The sequence below is a fragment of the Lichenihabitans psoromatis genome, assembly GCF_004323635.1.
GTDB lineage: Bacteria > Pseudomonadota > Alphaproteobacteria > Rhizobiales > Beijerinckiaceae > Lichenihabitans > Lichenihabitans psoromatis.
In genome coordinates, this window is the sequence record NZ_CP036515.1 from 3,874,146 (window position 1) to 3,888,361 (window position 14,216).

General features: G+C 61.8%; 16 protein-coding genes. 4 read left to right on the top strand and 12 right to left on the bottom strand.

Annotation, left to right across the window (positions count from 1 at the left end):
• Positions 1 to 100 precede the first annotated feature (100 nt).
• Both EY713_RS18090 and EY713_RS18095 read left to right on the top strand, forming a co-directional pair.
• Positions 101 to 571: an RDD family protein gene (locus EY713_RS18090; RefSeq protein WP_131117624.1), complete on the top strand. Its 471-nt coding sequence runs from the start codon at positions 101 to 103 to the stop codon at positions 569 to 571.
• Between the two features lie 43 nt (positions 572 to 614).
• On the top strand, positions 615 to 1,382 hold the full coding sequence (locus EY713_RS18095) for an arginyltransferase (protein ID WP_131117628.1): 768 nt from the start codon (positions 615 to 617) through the stop codon (positions 1,380 to 1,382).
• Between the two features lie 11 nt (positions 1,383 to 1,393).
• Here EY713_RS18095 and EY713_RS18100 read toward each other — a convergent pair whose 3' ends face one another.
• The 3 genes from EY713_RS18100 to EY713_RS18110 form a co-directional block, all read right to left on the bottom strand.
• Positions 1,394 to 1,639, bottom strand: a complete 246-nt coding sequence (locus EY713_RS18100; RefSeq protein ID WP_131117631.1) for a DUF6489 family protein — start codon at positions 1,637 to 1,639, stop codon at positions 1,394 to 1,396.
• A 92-nt stretch (positions 1,640 to 1,731) separates the two neighbouring features.
• Positions 1,732 to 3,978 (bottom strand): DNA topoisomerase IV subunit A, encoded by a 2,247-nt coding sequence (parC, locus tag EY713_RS18105; RefSeq protein ID WP_131117634.1) that lies wholly within the window; start codon positions 3,976 to 3,978, stop codon positions 1,732 to 1,734.
• Positions 3,979 to 4,016: 38 nt separating this feature from the next.
• On the bottom strand, positions 4,017 to 4,946 hold the full coding sequence (locus EY713_RS18110; RefSeq protein WP_342635957.1) for a LysR family transcriptional regulator: 930 nt from the start codon (positions 4,944 to 4,946) through the stop codon (positions 4,017 to 4,019).
• A 124-nt stretch (positions 4,947 to 5,070) separates the two neighbouring features.
• Between EY713_RS18110 and EY713_RS18115 the strand changes: the two genes are divergently transcribed.
• Together EY713_RS18115 and EY713_RS18120 are read left to right on the top strand one after the other, a co-directional pair.
• On the top strand, positions 5,071 to 5,796 hold the full coding sequence (locus EY713_RS18115) for an SDR family oxidoreductase (protein ID WP_131117640.1): 726 nt from the start codon (positions 5,071 to 5,073) through the stop codon (positions 5,794 to 5,796).
• Between the two features lie 207 nt (positions 5,797 to 6,003).
• Positions 6,004 to 6,186 (top strand): hypothetical protein, encoded by a 183-nt coding sequence (locus EY713_RS18120; protein ID WP_131117643.1) that lies wholly within the window; start codon positions 6,004 to 6,006, stop codon positions 6,184 to 6,186.
• Between the two features lie 12 nt (positions 6,187 to 6,198).
• On the opposite strand, the gene recO is transcribed toward EY713_RS18120, so the two are convergent.
• From recO to rpoZ, 9 genes are all read right to left on the bottom strand, one after another.
• On the bottom strand, positions 6,199 to 6,936 hold the full coding sequence (gene recO / locus EY713_RS18125; protein ID WP_131117646.1) for a DNA repair protein RecO: 738 nt from the start codon (positions 6,934 to 6,936) through the stop codon (positions 6,199 to 6,201).
• A gap of 104 nt (positions 6,937 to 7,040) precedes the next feature.
• Entirely contained in the window at positions 7,041 to 7,949 is a 909-nt protein-coding gene (era, locus tag EY713_RS18130) for a GTPase Era (RefSeq protein WP_245572776.1), read from the bottom strand.
• 7 nt (positions 7,950 to 7,956) lie between these two features.
• Positions 7,957 to 8,673 (bottom strand): ribonuclease III, encoded by a 717-nt coding sequence (gene rnc, locus EY713_RS18135; protein ID WP_131119916.1) that lies wholly within the window; start codon positions 8,671 to 8,673, stop codon positions 7,957 to 7,959.
• Complete coding sequence (gene lepB, locus EY713_RS18140) at positions 8,670 to 9,455, bottom strand: signal peptidase I (RefSeq protein WP_245572777.1); 786 nt, start codon at positions 9,453 to 9,455, stop codon at positions 8,670 to 8,672. Before lepB ends, rnc begins: the two co-directional genes overlap by 4 nt.
• Before the next feature lie 151 nt (positions 9,456 to 9,606).
• Positions 9,607 to 10,014: a holo-ACP synthase gene (gene acpS / locus EY713_RS18145; RefSeq protein ID WP_131117655.1), complete on the bottom strand. Its 408-nt coding sequence runs from the start codon at positions 10,012 to 10,014 to the stop codon at positions 9,607 to 9,609.
• A complete protein-coding gene (locus EY713_RS18150; protein ID WP_131117657.1) occupies positions 10,011 to 10,778 on the bottom strand; it encodes a pyridoxine 5'-phosphate synthase in 768 nt (255 codons plus the stop codon). The genes acpS and EY713_RS18150 overlap by 4 nt, the downstream gene beginning before the upstream one ends.
• Before the next feature lie 14 nt (positions 10,779 to 10,792).
• The gene (pyrE, locus tag EY713_RS18155) at positions 10,793 to 11,377 is read right to left on the bottom strand and encodes an orotate phosphoribosyltransferase (protein ID WP_131117660.1); all 585 of its coding nucleotides are present in this window, start codon (positions 11,375 to 11,377) and stop codon (positions 10,793 to 10,795) included.
• Between the two features lie 67 nt (positions 11,378 to 11,444).
• Positions 11,445 to 13,637 (bottom strand): RelA/SpoT family protein, encoded by a 2,193-nt coding sequence (locus EY713_RS18160; RefSeq protein ID WP_131119919.1) that lies wholly within the window; start codon positions 13,635 to 13,637, stop codon positions 11,445 to 11,447.
• Between the two features lie 139 nt (positions 13,638 to 13,776).
• Positions 13,777 to 14,169, bottom strand: coding sequence for a DNA-directed RNA polymerase subunit omega (gene rpoZ / locus EY713_RS18165; protein ID WP_131117662.1), 393 nt, complete (start codon positions 14,167 to 14,169; stop codon positions 13,777 to 13,779).
• Between the last annotated feature and the right edge of the window lie 47 nt (positions 14,170 to 14,216).

Below are 14,216 nucleotides of genomic sequence, written 5' to 3' on the forward strand. Positions count from 1 at the left end.
TTGTTGCGAGACGGACGACCCTCCACATCTGCATCGCCACGAGACATGAGCGACCCGCGACCTTGTGGCACGCGTGATGTGCCGTACCAGGAGCCGATCGATGAACTCGACCCAATGGACACCGTTTCAGCCCGTCAGCGCCTCGATCACGCGCGGTGGCTTGCCGGTCGGCGCCCTGAATGGCGTTCGCTCGCGTCGCATCGTTGCGGTTTGCCTCGACCTGATCCTGGTCTCGATTCTGTCGCTTGTTCTTTGGACGGGGCTACTCGTGCTGACGTTCGGCTTGTCGCTCCTGCTGCTGCCGCCCCTCTTTCCGTTCGTGGCCTTCTTCTACAATGGCTTGTCAGTGTCGGGGCCGCGCATGGCGACGTTCGGCATGCGTGCGGCCGACCTTGAGATGCGGTTGGAGGGCAGCGGCGGACGAGTCCCGTTCATCAACGCCGCCGTTCATGCGGTCTTGTTCTACGTGAGTTGGATGTTTCCGCCTGTCTTCCTCCTGTCGCTCGTCACTGCCGACAAAAGATGCTTGCACGACATCCTTTCAGGCGTGATCTTCGTCCGACGGATCTAGCCGCACCGCGCGGCCAGTCGAACGGGCGTGAGGGTGAACGATCTTGACGCGTGAGCCGCGCGACGCGCCGCAGTTCTACCTGACCGCACCCTCGCCATGCCCTTATTTACCGGGGCGCGAGGAACGGAAGGTTTTTACCCATCTGATCGGGCGTCGAGCCGGCGCGCTCAACGACACCTTGAGCCAATCCGGCTTCCGCCGCTCTCAAACCATCGCCTATCGACCCGCTTGCGAGATGTGCCGAGCTTGCGTCTCGGTTCGCGTCAAGGTCGACGAATTTGCACCGAGTCAGAGCTTCAGGCGCGTTCTCGCGGCCAATACGGATCTGATCGGCACACTCATCCCAAACCGGCCCACCTCCGAGCAATATTCTCTGTTTCGCGCTTATCTCGACGCGCGACACGGTGAAGGCGGAATGGCCGACATGAGCATTCTCGACTACGCCACCATGATCGAGGACAGCCATGTTGACACGAGGCTGATCGAATATCGCAGACGCGGGCCCGATACGGCCATCACGGGTCAAGGCACCGGCGATCTCATCGCGGTCTGCCTCACCGACATCCTCGCCGACGGATTGTCGATGGTCTATTCCTTCTACGATCCGGAGATCATGAACCGGTCTCTCGGCACGTTCATGATCCTCGATCATATCGCCCAAGCGCGATCCCTCGCGCTCTCGCATCTCTATCTTGGCTACTGGGTCGCCGGGTCCCGCAAGATGGATTACAAGGCGCGCTATCTGCCCCAGGAGAGGCTTGGCCTCAACGGATGGGAGCGAGTGGAGCGATCCCGACCCGGATCAGCTTGAAGGCTCGACCATCACGGCCGTTTGGCGAGGCCGCCATTGAGCGCCCGCGCCATCATGTCCTGAAATTGCTCAGGTGTTTGCGGATAGAGCGATAGCCAGGTCTTAAGGATCGCGTCGGGCGAAAACCGCTCCATCTCGGCCAGCATCTTTTTTTCGATTTCGCTCATCATGCGCTCTTGCAGCGGCGTCACATCTGGCAGGCCAAAGAACTGCCGCGCCTCGAGCGGGGTGCATTCGATTTCGACCGTGCATTTCATTCGGACACCCGCTTTCGAACACGCTTCCGGCGCGCGATCGTTCAGCGTGCTGGAGCGGGCGCCGGGACGCAAGAGCCGCGGGGAGTGTTGTTCTAACTTCCGAACATGTTGTTCTTCGGGAAACCTTTCGGCGGCAATCGTCCGGCCTCGGCCCGATTAGCCGACCAATCCCGCAGCTCGGCGGCCGCCACGGTCCAGGTGCGGCCGGACGTATCGCGCCACGTTAATCCTTGCGCGAGATGAAACACCTTGGCGTCGGACAGGCCGCCATCTTTATAGCGCTGCAGCCGCATGCCCTTGCCGCGCGCCATATGGGCCATCTGGTCGATCGGGAAGACGAGCAGCTTGCGGTTTTGACCGATCACCGCGACATGGTCGCCATTCGCCGGAAGCACCAGCGCAAGACGCGCCTCGCCATCCAGCGTCATCAGCGCCTTGCCCTTGCGGGTGCCCCCGACGAGATCGTCCTGCGAGGCCGAGAAACCGCGCCCATCAGAGGCGATCACCAGCAGCCGCTCGCCAACCCGATACGGCAGCATGGCCGCAACGTCGCCGCCCTCGTCCATGTCGACCATGATGCGGAGCGGCTCGCCGACGCCACGTCCACCGGGAAGTTTGGAGGCTTCGATCGTGAAGACCTTGCCGGTCGTGGCAAAAATCAAAAGCTTGGCCGTGCTTTCGGTCAGGATCGACAGTCGCAGCTTATCGTCACCCTTGAACACGAGCGTTTCAAGCGCCGTGACATGGCCTTTTAGGGCGCGGATCCAGCCCTTATCGGACAGCACGACCGTCACCGGCTCGCGCTCCACCATCGCCTCGGTCAGCGCCGATTCGTGAATCTCCGGCATGCTTTCGAAACTGGTGCGGCGACGGCCGATGACCGTATCGGCCCCATATTTGCGTTTGACGTCGCGGATCTGCGCCGTAATGGCTTTCCACTGCGCGCCTTCGTCATCGAGCAGCTTCTGCAGCGCATCGCGCTCTTTCGACAGCGCGTCGTAATCGCTGCGGAGCTGCATTTCCTCCAAACGCCGCAAGCTGCGGAGGCGGGTGTCGAGGATGTAATTAGCCTGAACGTCGGTGAGCTCGAACTTGGCTTTCAGTTCATCCTTCGGCTCGTCTTCCTCGCGGATGATGCGGATCACCTCGTCGAGATTGAGGAAGGCGATCAACATGCCGCTCAGCACCTCGAGCCGATGCTCGATCTCGGCCCGGCGATGCAGCGAGCGGCGCTGCAGCACCACGCGGCGGTGGTCGAGCCACTGGCGCAAAGCCTCCGGCAGCCCGATCACGCGCGGCACGACGCCATCGACCAGCACGTTCATGTTGAGCGGAACGCGCGCCTCGAATTCGGTCAGCCGAAACAAGCTTTCCATCATCAAAGCGGGCTGGACGGCTTTCGAGCGCGGCTCGATCACGACCCGAACATCCTCGGTCGATTCGTCGCGCACGTCGCCGACGAGCGGAAGCTTCTTCTCGTTGATGAGTTCGGCGAGCTTTTCGATGAGACGCGACTTCTGCACGCCATACGGGATCTCGGTGATGACGACGGCCCAGCTGCGACCGATATCCTCTTGCGACCAACGCGCCCGCACCCGGAAGCTGCCCCGCCCGGTGCGGTAGGCTTCGACGATCGAGGATTGCGAGTCGACGATGATGCCGCCGGTCGGAAAATCCGGCCCCGGCACGAAGGTGATGAGTTGCGCGGCCCCTGCCTCGGGATGGGCGATCAGATACAGCGCGGCGTCGCAGAGTTCGGCGAGATTATGCGGCGGGATCGAGGTCGCCATGCCGACCGCGATTCCCTGCGAGCCGTTGGCTAAGAGGTTCGGATAGGCGGCCGGCAGAACGATGGGCTCTTGCTTGTCGCCCGAGTAATTGTCGCGGAAGTCGACACAATCCTCGTCGATCCCTTCCAGCAGCAGCTTGGCGATCGGCGTCAGCCGCGCCTCCGTATAGCGGTAGGCTGCGGCGGGATCGCCATCGATATTGCCGAAATTGCCTTGCCCGTCGACCAGCGGATAGCGCGACGAGAAATCCTGCGCCAAGCGGACCAGAGCGTCATAGATCGCTTGATCGCCATGCGGATGGAAATCACCCATGACGTCGCCGACAATTTTCGCGCATTTCTTGAACGCGGTCGCCGGGTCCAGCCGCAGCACCTGCATGCCATAGAGAATACGCCGATGCACCGGCTTCAACCCGTCGCGGGCATCCGGCAAGGCGCGACCCATGATGGTCGATAGCGCGTAAGCGAGATAGCGCTCCTCCAACGCATCGCGCAGATTGACCACGATGGGCTCTGACGGTGCGGAGGGTGGAGCGAGAGCTTTTGCCATGGGCGAGACTTACCGGACGTCGCGAAGCTGCACTAGGCTTAAACGCAATCAGGCGCCCTCGCCAAAGCTGCCGCAGACAGTCGCTCGGCCTGAACGAGGTCGACGAAGGCGCGCAGCGGGGACGGCATGAAGCGGTCGGAAAAATAAAGGTGCGGCCCCTCGAATCGGGTCCACCAATCGACCAGGACAGGTCGCAGTGCCCCGGAGTCCAGCGAGGGTCTAAGCCAGTTCTCGAAGGTCGCGATGACGCCAAGTCCGCGACAGGCCAGCCCGATCGCGGCGTCCGCCGCATCGACGCCGATGATGAGCCGGCCCGGTGGGTCGACCGTGACGGTCTCCTCACCCCGCTCGAATGTCCAAGGCACCAGCGCCCCACTCGAAAACCGCAAGCGGATGCTCTCATGGTCCAACAAATCGCGCGGGTGGCCCGGCACGCCGCGTGTGTCGAGATAGGACGGGGCGGCCGCAACCGCGAGATATTGGAACGGCGGTCCGATCGGCACGGCGATCATATCTTGCGCGAGATGCTCGCCATATCGGATGCCGGCATCGCAGCCGGCCGCCGCGATATCAACGAGCCGATCCTCGACCACGAGTTCGACCCGAATGCCGGGATGGTCATGAAGAAATCGGTCGAGCAGCGGTGGCAGAATATCGACCATCACGGCGCCGGTCACGTTCAGGCGTAGCAGCCCCCTCACGTCCCGGTGTGAACTCGCGGCGTCCTGCAGGGCCGCTCGAGTTTCGGCAAAGACTGGCAGCAGACGATTCGCCAGAACGTGACCCGCTTCTGTCGGCACCACGCTGCGCGTCGTTCGGATGAGAAGCGGCACGCCGAGCCGCTTTTCCAACTGCACGATCCTGTCGCTCGCCGTCGACGGCGAGAGGCCGAGCCGCTTTGCCGCCGCCCGAAACCCCCGCATCTCACAGACGCTGAGGAACACGGCCAGATCGTCGAGAGATCCCACGTCATCATTGTTTGCCATAGCGATCAGACTGTCTGCTTTTCAATGGATTATAAGATTAGGCCGAACGGCCATACCTCTTCAACTCGCCGACTGCATCGAAGCAGGTCTGCGTATGGAGATGCAAATGACCATCAAGACCGCTCTGATAACGGGTGCCAACAAGAGCATCGGCTTCGAGACCGCCCGCCAGCTTGGCCGGCTGGACTATCGAATCTGGCTCGGATGCCGCGACGAAGCGCGGGGCGCAGCGGCCGCGCAGCTGCTGAGCCAAGATGGCATCGAGGTCACGCCTCTTTCGATCGACGTGACGAGCGAGGTCAGCATTCGTGCGGCGGCGGCTGTCGTACAAGAGCAGGATGGAAAGCTCGACGTCCTCATCAACAACGCCGGAATCTCGAACGTCTCGTTCGTGCCGCCGTCACAGCAGACGATTGATGACGTCCGGACCGTCTATGACACGAACGTCTTCGGTCCGATTCGCGTGACACAGGCTTTCCTGCCGTTGCTGAAAGCAGCCGGCAGCGCCACCGTCGTGATGGTCAGCAGCGGGTTGGGATCGCTCGCCTGGCTGTCAGACCCGACGCATCCGTTCTATGGCGTCAATCTACTCGGCTACAACAGTTCCAAGACAGCGCTGAATGCCGTTACCCTGGCGTTCGCCAAAGAGCTGTCGTCTTTCAACATCAGGGTCGATGCGGCGGACCCAGGCTATACGGCCACCGATTTCAACAATCATTCCGGCTACCGAACGGTGGAGCAAGCGGCCGCCGGCATCGTCTGGTTGGTCGAACGCGACGGCGGGGGACCGACTGGGCGGTTCTACTTCGAGACGGAACAAGCCCCGTGGTGAGCCTGTCGAGACCACCGATTTCCTGAAGGCCACGCGTTCGGTAAGGGGACGCTTAACCAAGGGTGTGTCTACTCAGCACTAGTGACGACGGATCGAGGCGCTTACTGATCCCGACAGAACTCGGGTTTGGCGGTTGGCCAGCTCGGCCCATCGGCTTGTGTGACGCTCTCTTGCGATGTTCCCGGCCATCAATCATCTAGGATCACGATGCAAAATAAAGCGCTTTTCGGCTTGTTCTCCGGCGTTCTCCTTGTCGTCGTGACCTTGATCGGGGTCGCGGCTCTCAACATGCCATCCGCCGAAAGCGCTGTCGCGTCTTGCGCTTCAGCCCATGTCCCGGCCGAAGGCGGCTACGGCCTCACCACGCACAAAGACTGCGCCGCCAAGTAAGTCTCGGCAGGTTTAGGCCGCCCCGCCCTCGTCTGTGGCGTCGAGGCTTCGGAGATAGGCGTGCCGCGCCGTTTGCATGGCGAGGCCACGCGGCACGAAGACGTCTCGCATGAGAAAATATTCCGCGAGACGAAACGCGGCGACAAGATCGCCCGGCGAGATTTCGGCCGTCTCGTCGATGAGAAAAGCCGGCAGCACCAACATCCGATCGGCATAGGGCTCTCCCGCACTGCGAGACACGGCTGTGCCCGATTTTGGCGACACGAAGGCCAGATCGTCGTTGCGGCCCGTCGCGACACAAGCGCTGAGATCGAGTCCAAAGCCGAGTTCGGTCAATAAATCGAGTTCGAAAAATACGATCGCGAGCGGCGTCACGGCCCTATCGTCAACGGCTTCGAGGATCATTTCGAGCCGGTCGTGCAGCCGTGGATGCGGTTCCCGCTCCGGCAGAAGGCGCGCCAAGCCGCATAGATGGTTGAGTGCGTGAAGTCCGTGCGCGGTTTCCATCGCGCGTGAGGCGCGCATGCGGCGCGGCTCGATCGTGTAGGTGCCGAGGTCATGCTCGACGCGCGATCGCCAGACCGCCTCGACGCCGTTGCCGGGCTGGAGGCTGGGACGCAGACGGCGGGAGCGCCCGCCATGCACAAAGCCGAGGTGCCGCCCATGCTGGCGCGTCACGAGATCGAGGATGACACTTGTCTCGCCGTGGCGGCGGATACCCACGACGATCCCGTCGTCACGCCACTCCATCGCGGCGACCTTCGCGCTTTGTCGACCCCGCCAGAATGGGCCGAACAATCGGACGCCCTATCGCTTGGTCTGCCATCAGGACCTGCCGGCCAGGATCGAGAAACTCAGTTGCGAGGGTAGTCGAGACCCATCTCGCGGTATCGTTCGGGATCGTCTCCCCAATTTTCCCGCACCTTCACGAAAAGGAACAGATGAACCTTCTTTTCGGCCGCCTCGGTGATTTCGAGACGGGCCGCCGTTCCAATGGACTTGATGGTTTTGCCACCATCGCCGATCACGATCTTCTTGTGACCATCGCGCGTGACATAAATGGTCTGCTCGATGCGGGCCGATCCGTCCGGCATGTCTTTCCACAGATCGGTTTCGACCGTGGTCTGGTACGGCAACTCGTCGTGCAGCCGTTCGAACATCTTCTCCCGCGTGATCTCGGCAGCGAAAGAGCGCATGGGCGCATCCGAAATCTGGTCCTCCGGATAAAGCCACGGGCCGGCGGGCATGAAGCCAGCGAGCTTTTCGCGCAGCTTCGGCAGGCCGTGTTTCCGCAGCGCCGAAATCATGAACGTCTCGTCGAAGGCGAGCTTGGCATTCACGTCCGCCGTCAAAGCCAATAATTCCGTCGTCTCGATCGTATCGATCTTGTTGAGCACCAGGATCTTGCGGCGCCCGACGTCGGCGAGCCTTTCGAGGATCGACAGATTCTCGTCGTCGAGGCCTTTCTTGGCGTCGATCAGCAGCGCAATCGCATCCGCATCCCCTGCACCGCCCCAGGCGGCCGTCACCATCGCGCGATCAAGACGACGCTTCGGCGCGAAGATCCCCGGCGTATCGACGAAGATGATCTGCGCCGCTCCCTCGAGCACGATGCCGCGCACGAGGTTGCGAGTCGTCTGCACCTTGCGGGACACGATCGACACCTTGGTGCCAACCAACGCATTGATGAGCGTCGATTTGCCGGCATTGGGTGCCCCGATCAGCGCCACAAAGCCGCATCGGGTCTGTTGTTCGTCGGTCAAATCCGTCTCAATCCTGGTTGCCAGCCGTCAATATACCCTCTCGCGTCAAAAAGTCTTGGGCCGCGGTTTGTTCGGCCGCACGCTTCGACGTGCCGACGCCGGTCGCGGCAACAAATCCCTCGAGTTCGACCGAAACCGTGAAGTTGGGCGCATGGGCCGGCCCTTGTCGCTTGACCTCCCGATAGACCGGAGCGGGTCGACCCAAGCCTTGCGCCCATTCCTGAAGCGCCGTTTTTGGATCGCGGAGCGGCCGGGTCGGCGTCAACATGCGGGGACGCCAGACCGCCGTGATAGCGGCTTCGGCGACCGCATAGCCACCATCGAGATAAAGCGCCCCGATGATGGCTTCGCACACGTCGCCCATGATGGCCGGCTTGGCATGGCCGCCGCTCTGCGCCTCGTTATCGCCGAGCCGGATATGCGGCGACACATCCCATTCGGCCGCGACGTCGGCGCAGGTTTCCTTCCGCACCAGACCGGCGAGCCGCCGCGACAGTTCGCCTTCCTCAGCCTCCGGAAAGGCCTCGAACAGCATCGCCGAAACCGCCATCCCGAGCACTCGATCGCCGAGAAATTCGAGACGTTGATAAGAGGACCCCTTCCGGTCGGTCGGAGCGTGGCTGATGTGGGTCAGAGCGCGATGCAGAAACTCGGGCGATGCAAAGGTGTGGCCGATCCGGGTTTCGAGCGCGGTCGTGGACAGGCTTGGCTTCGGCGCCTTCATCGGACCGGCTTGAGCAGGCGATCCCAGCGAATGCTGGTCGGCCAACGCCAGAACTCCCAGACCGGCGCGGTATCGTCGATCGAGAAGAAGATCAGTTCCGCACGGCCGACGAAATTCTCGAACGGCACGTAGCCCACACCATCCTGATCCGGCGACACGCGCGAATCGGTGGAATTATCGCGGTTATCCCCCATCATGAAGTAATTGCCGGGCGGCACCGTGTAGACGGGCGTGTTCGAGTAAAAACCGTTGTCGCCGTTGATCTGGATGATCTGATGCGTCACGCCGCCAGGGAGCGTCTCGAGATAGGTCGGCACTTCGACATCATGCCCAAACTGATCGCGCGTCATCACTTTCGTGGTCGGTTCGCGAGCCACCATCTGACCATTGATGATCAAGCGGCTCTCGACGAGTTGGATCTTGTCGCCAGGCAGGCCGATCACGCGCTTGATGTAATCCTTCGACGTATCCTTCGGGAACTTGAACACGGCGACATCGCCACGCTTCGGCGTCGAGGCCAGAATACGACCGGAAAACACGTCTGGGCTGAACGGAAAGGAATACCGCGAATAGCCGTAGGAATATTTGGAGACGAAAAGGTAATCGCCGATATCCAAGGTCGGGATCAGAGATCCTGAGGGGATGTTGAAGGGTTGGAACAGGAAGGTTCGCACCACCAGCGCGATCAACAACGCCTGAACCACAACCTTCAGAACCTCGCCGAAACCGCCCTCTTGCGATTTCTTGGAGGTCGTAACCACCTTTCCGTCTTTCAGGCTCATCGGCTCCGTCATCGCTTCTCTCAAATGTCTTCGGCCGTCGGCTGACGGTGGCGTTGTCGATCGGTCGACGTCGGGCGCCTTGATGGGTCGATATAACTGTCGGTGTTCATAACGCCAAGAGCATGGCAAGCGGGAGGCAGCAGCCGCAGGCTCACGGCTTTGGCGCGGGGCGACCCTCGATCAGCACATGGGCTTGAGCCAGCGGATATTCATCGGTCAATGTCAGGTGAATGACCGCCTCATACCCACTCGGTGTCAGATCGGCGAGGCGCTCAGCGGCTCCACCGGTCAAACGCAACGTGGGTTGGCCTGAACTCAGGTTCACCACGCCCATGTCACGCCAGAACACGCCCTGGCTCAAGCCGGTTCCGAGCGCTTTGGCGCAGGCCTCTTTGGCGGCAAAACGCTTGGCATAGGACGAGGCGCGATTGGCCCGGCGCTCGCTCTTGGCGCGCTCCACGGGCGTGAAGCATCGTTCGACGAACCGCTCGCCAAAATTCTCCAAGGTCTTTTCAACACGACGAATGTCGCAAAGATCGGTCCCCATGCCGATGATCATGCGCTCGCCTCACGGCTTGAACCACGACCCTGGCGCATCGCCGCCAACATGGTCTGCACGGCCGCCGTCAACCCGACCGAGATCGCATCCCCAATGATAAAGTGGCCGATGTTCAATTCGACGATCTGCGGGATGGCCGCGATGATCCGCGCGGTCTCGTAATTTAAACCATGTCCAGCGTGGCATTCGATCCCGAGCGCCTGGGCCCGTTCGGCAGCGCGCCACAGCCGTTCGTATTCTTCATCCGCGATCGCCGACGCGCCGTGATCGATCGCCTCACACCAGCGGCCCGTATGGAGTTCGACGACCGGCGCGCGCAAGGCCGATGCCGCCTCGATCGCCGCGATCGACGGTTCGATGAACAAGGACACGCGGATGCCGGCCTCACTCAGTTCCGCAACGATCGGGCGTAAATCCGAGATAGCGTCGACGACGTTCAAGCCGCCCTCGGTCGTCCGTTCCTCCCGCTTTTCCGGAACGAGGCAGGCCGCATGCGGCAGTGTCGCGAGGGCGATCTGCATCATGGCCGGCGTTGCGGCCATTTCGAAATTGAGCGGTTTTGTCAGGCCGCGCTTGAGACGTGCAATATCCTCGTCGCGGATATGGCGTCGATCCTCCCGCAGATGCGCCGTGATGCCGTCGCAACCGGCCGCCACACCGAGGAGCGCCGCCGCGACGGGATCGGGGTCACGGCCACCACGCGCATTTCGGACAGTCGCGACATGGTCGATGTTGAGGCCGAGGCGAAGAGGCGGAGGCGACATCGGTTATCCAAGGTTCAAAGAGTGAGATTACGGCTGCCGGGCTTGACGGGCGGGATCGCGGCGAGCTCCGGCGGAAGCGCATCGGCCGCATAGGATGGAACGTCGAGGGTCGCGAGCGCGACCCGATCGATGCCGATTTCGGCGCGTCCGCCCGAGCGATCGATGAGGCAGGCGGCACCGACGAGCGTGCCTGGATGATCGGCGATGGCGGCGAGACATTCGCGCGACGACAGGCCGGTCGTGATGATGTCCTCGACCATCAGAACGCGGGCGCCCTTTGGAATCGAGAAACCCCGGCGCAGTTTGAACATGCCGTCCTCGCGCTCGACATAGATGGCCAGAGCGCCGAGATGGCGTGCCACTTCGTAGCCTGGGATGATGCCGCCGACGGCGGGCGACACCACGATATCGACTTCGCCAAAGTGCGCCCTGACCTTCTCGGCCAGCGCCGCACAGAGCCGCGCCGTGCGTGCCGGGTCTTGAAAGATGAACACCTTCTGCAGGAAAACCGGGCTCCGCAGACCGGACGACAGAATGAAATGCCCTTCCAGCAAGGCCCCTGCGGCACGAAATTCGTCGAGCACATCGTCTTCGGTCATTTGTATCAAACTCGGTCGAGGCGCGAAGGCCCTTGTGGTGCCACACGACAGGGCCGCGCGTCTGCACTCACCCGTTCACCCGTTGTACGTTTGACACTACGGGCTGGGCGCGCAGATGCGACATGATCGCGTTCAACTGCTTCAGATCCCAAACTTCGACATCGATCAACATTTTCCGGAAGTCAGGCGAACGAACCACGAAGCGTAGGTCTTCGATATTGGCCCCATTGTCGCCGATCGTGGCCGTGATCGTGGCCAGACAACCGGGTTCGTTGATGGCCGTGACCTCGATCTGCGCCGGAAACAACTCCTTGCGCGCCATGTCGATATCCCACCGCACGTCGAGCCAATAGTCTGGGTTGTCGTCGAACGCCATGAGGGCGGGCGACTGGATCGGGTAGATCGTAATGCCCTCACCCGGCGTCAGGATGCCGACGATGCGATCGCCCGGCACGGCGCCGCCATTCGGCGCGAAACGCACCGGAAGATCACCCCCGAGGCCACGAATCGGAATGGAACCCGAGGGCTCTGGAAATTTGAAGCGTAGATTCTCGGCCTTGCTCAACCCGAACCAGCCGGCATCTCCCTTATCGGGCCCTGCCCCGGCCTTCCGCTCCTCCTTGAAGTCGGGATGGACCGCCTTCACGATATCGCCCGAATACATCTCGCCTCGTCCGACGGCGGCGAACACATCGTCGACCGACAAGCGAGCGAGGCGCGGCAGCGCGCTTTTCAGTTTCTCATCGACCAAGGTGTGGCCTGCCCGCTCAAAGGCACGCAGCACGATCTGCCGACCGAGCCCCGCATATTGCGTTCGCACGGCACTGCGGGTCGCGCGGCGGATGGCAGCCCGCGCCTTGCCGGTCACGACGACACTTTCCCACGCGGCGGGTGGGACCTGCCCATCGGCGCAGGCAATCTCGACCTCGTCGCCATTCTTCAGCTCGGACAAAAGCGGCGCCACGCGGCCGTCGATTTTGGCGCCAACCGCCGAATTGCCCACGTCCGTATGAACCGCATAAGCGAAATCGATCGCGGTCGCGCCACGCGGGAGCGCAATCAAACGGCCCTTCGGGGTGAAGCAGAAGACCTGATCGTGGAAGAGTTCGAGTTTGGTATGTTCGAGAAATTCTTCCGAACTATCGCCCTCTGCCAGCAATTCGATGGTGCGACGCAGCCAATCATAGGCCCGGCTTTCGTTGGCCAGCACCTGCAAATCGAGCGCCACGCCGTCCTTATAGAGCGCGTGTCCCGCGATGCCGTTTTCGGCGACGTTGTTCATCTCGCGTGTGCGCACCTGCAATTCGACGCGCTGCCGACCCGGACCCACAACCGTCGTATGAAGCGATCGATAATCGTTCTGCTTCGGGGTCGAGATATAATCCTTGAAGCGGCCTGGAACGCTCGGCCATGTCGTGTGAATGACGCCGATGGCGCGATAGCAATCCTCGACATTGTCGACGATGACCCGAAAGCCGAAGATGTCGGAGAGTTGCTCGAAGGCGAGCGACTTCTGCTCCATCTTCCGCCAAATTGAGTAAGGCTCCTTCTGGCGTCCCTTCACGTCGACCCGAATGCCCCGGGCGCTCAGGCGCTCGGACAATTCATGTTCGATCGTGCCGATCAACTTGCCGCTGCTGGCGCGCATCTCATCCAGCCGCGCCGTGATGGTCGCATAGGCATCGGGCATCAGTTGCGCGAAAGCCAAGTCCTCGAACTCGCTCCGCATGCTCTGCATGCCCATGCGACCCGCGAGCGGCGCGTAGATATCGAGCGTTTCCTCCGCCACGCGGGTGCGCTTCTCGGGCGGGACGAAATGCAGCGTCCGCATGTTGTGAAGGCGGTCCGCGAGCTTGACCAAGAGGACCCGAACATCATCCGCAACCGCGAGCAGCAGCTTGCGGAAATTCTCCGCCTGTTGAGCACGCTTCGACACCAGATCCAGCTTTTTGATCTTGGTGAGACCCTCGACCAGCGCCCCGATTTCCGGGCCGAACAGCGTGTCGATCTCTTCTCGCGTGGAGGCTGTATCCTCGATCGTATCGTGCAGCACGGCCGCCACGATGGTGGCGTCGTCGAGCTTGAGATCCGTCAAGATGGCGGCGACTTCAAGCGGATGCGTGAAATAGGGGTCGCCGGAAGCGCGCTTCTGCGCGCCATGAGCCTTCATGGCATAGACATAAGCCCGGTTGAGAAGCTCCTCATCCGCGTCCGGATTGTAGCTCCGCACACGGTCGACGAGCTCGTACTGCCGCATCATCTTGGCGGCGCCCGGACGCTTCGGCGCGGTCACAGCAATGGTCATGCTGTATTATTGGCGTCGCGACCCCGGGAAGCAAGGCGCGAGGCGCAAGCGTCGCCGATTGTCCGACGCTGCTCTCGTCCGCTCGGCGCGTAAATTACTCGCCTTCTTCCTCGGTTTCAGCCGGGGGCACCAGGCCTTCGAGACCACGGAGCAGGTCTTCCTCGGTCATGCGGTCGAACTGAACCTCGCTGGCCGTATCGCTCATCACACGCGAAGGTGCGGACAAGCTCGGCACAACTTCCGCTTCCGGCTCGTCGACCTCGACGTGCTTTTGAAGCGAGTGAATGAGGTCTTCCTTCATATCCTCGGGAGTGAGACGCGAGTCGGCGATCTCTCGCAGCGCGACGACAGGATTTTTATCATTGTCACGGTCGATCGTGATTGCTGCACCGGCCGAAATCATGCGCGCACGATGGCTGGCTAGAAGAACGAGGTCGAAGCGGTTTTCGACCTTGTCGACGCAGTCTTCAACGGTTACACGCGCCATGAAGACGGTTCCTTATATTCGGCGGATCAAGATTAGCCGCATCGTCT

Bases quoted from the DNA above. Each gene is read 5' to 3' on its own strand.
- EY713_RS18090 (WP_131117624.1), top strand. From the start codon at position 101: ATGAACTCGACCCAATGGACACCGTTTCAGCCCGTCAGCGCCTCGATC.
- EY713_RS18100 (WP_131117631.1), bottom strand. From the start codon at position 1,639: ATGAAATGCACGGTCGAAATCGAATGCACCCCGCTCGAGGCGCGGCAG.
- parC (WP_131117634.1), bottom strand. From the start codon at position 3,978: ATGGCAAAAGCTCTCGCTCCACCCTCCGCACCGTCAGAGCCCATCGTG.
- EY713_RS18115 (WP_131117640.1), top strand. From the start codon at position 5,071: ATGACCATCAAGACCGCTCTGATAACGGGTGCCAACAAGAGCATCGGC.
- EY713_RS18120 (WP_131117643.1), top strand. From the start codon at position 6,004: ATGCAAAATAAAGCGCTTTTCGGCTTGTTCTCCGGCGTTCTCCTTGTC.
- recO (WP_131117646.1), bottom strand. From the start codon at position 6,936: ATGGAGTGGCGTGACGACGGGATCGTCGTGGGTATCCGCCGCCACGGC.
- rnc (WP_131119916.1), bottom strand. From the start codon at position 8,673: ATGAAGGCGCCGAAGCCAAGCCTGTCCACGACCGCGCTCGAAACCCGG.
- lepB (WP_245572777.1), bottom strand. From the start codon at position 9,455: ATGAGCCTGAAAGACGGAAAGGTGGTTACGACCTCCAAGAAATCGCAA.
- acpS (WP_131117655.1), bottom strand. From the start codon at position 10,014: ATGATCATCGGCATGGGGACCGATCTTTGCGACATTCGTCGTGTTGAA.
- EY713_RS18150 (WP_131117657.1), bottom strand. From the start codon at position 10,778: ATGTCGCCTCCGCCTCTTCGCCTCGGCCTCAACATCGACCATGTCGCG.
- pyrE (WP_131117660.1), bottom strand. From the start codon at position 11,377: ATGACCGAAGACGATGTGCTCGACGAATTTCGTGCCGCAGGGGCCTTG.
- EY713_RS18160 (WP_131119919.1), bottom strand. From the start codon at position 13,637: ATGATGCGGCAGTACGAGCTCGTCGACCGTGTGCGGAGCTACAATCCG.
- rpoZ (WP_131117662.1), bottom strand. From the start codon at position 14,169: ATGGCGCGTGTAACCGTTGAAGACTGCGTCGACAAGGTCGAAAACCGC.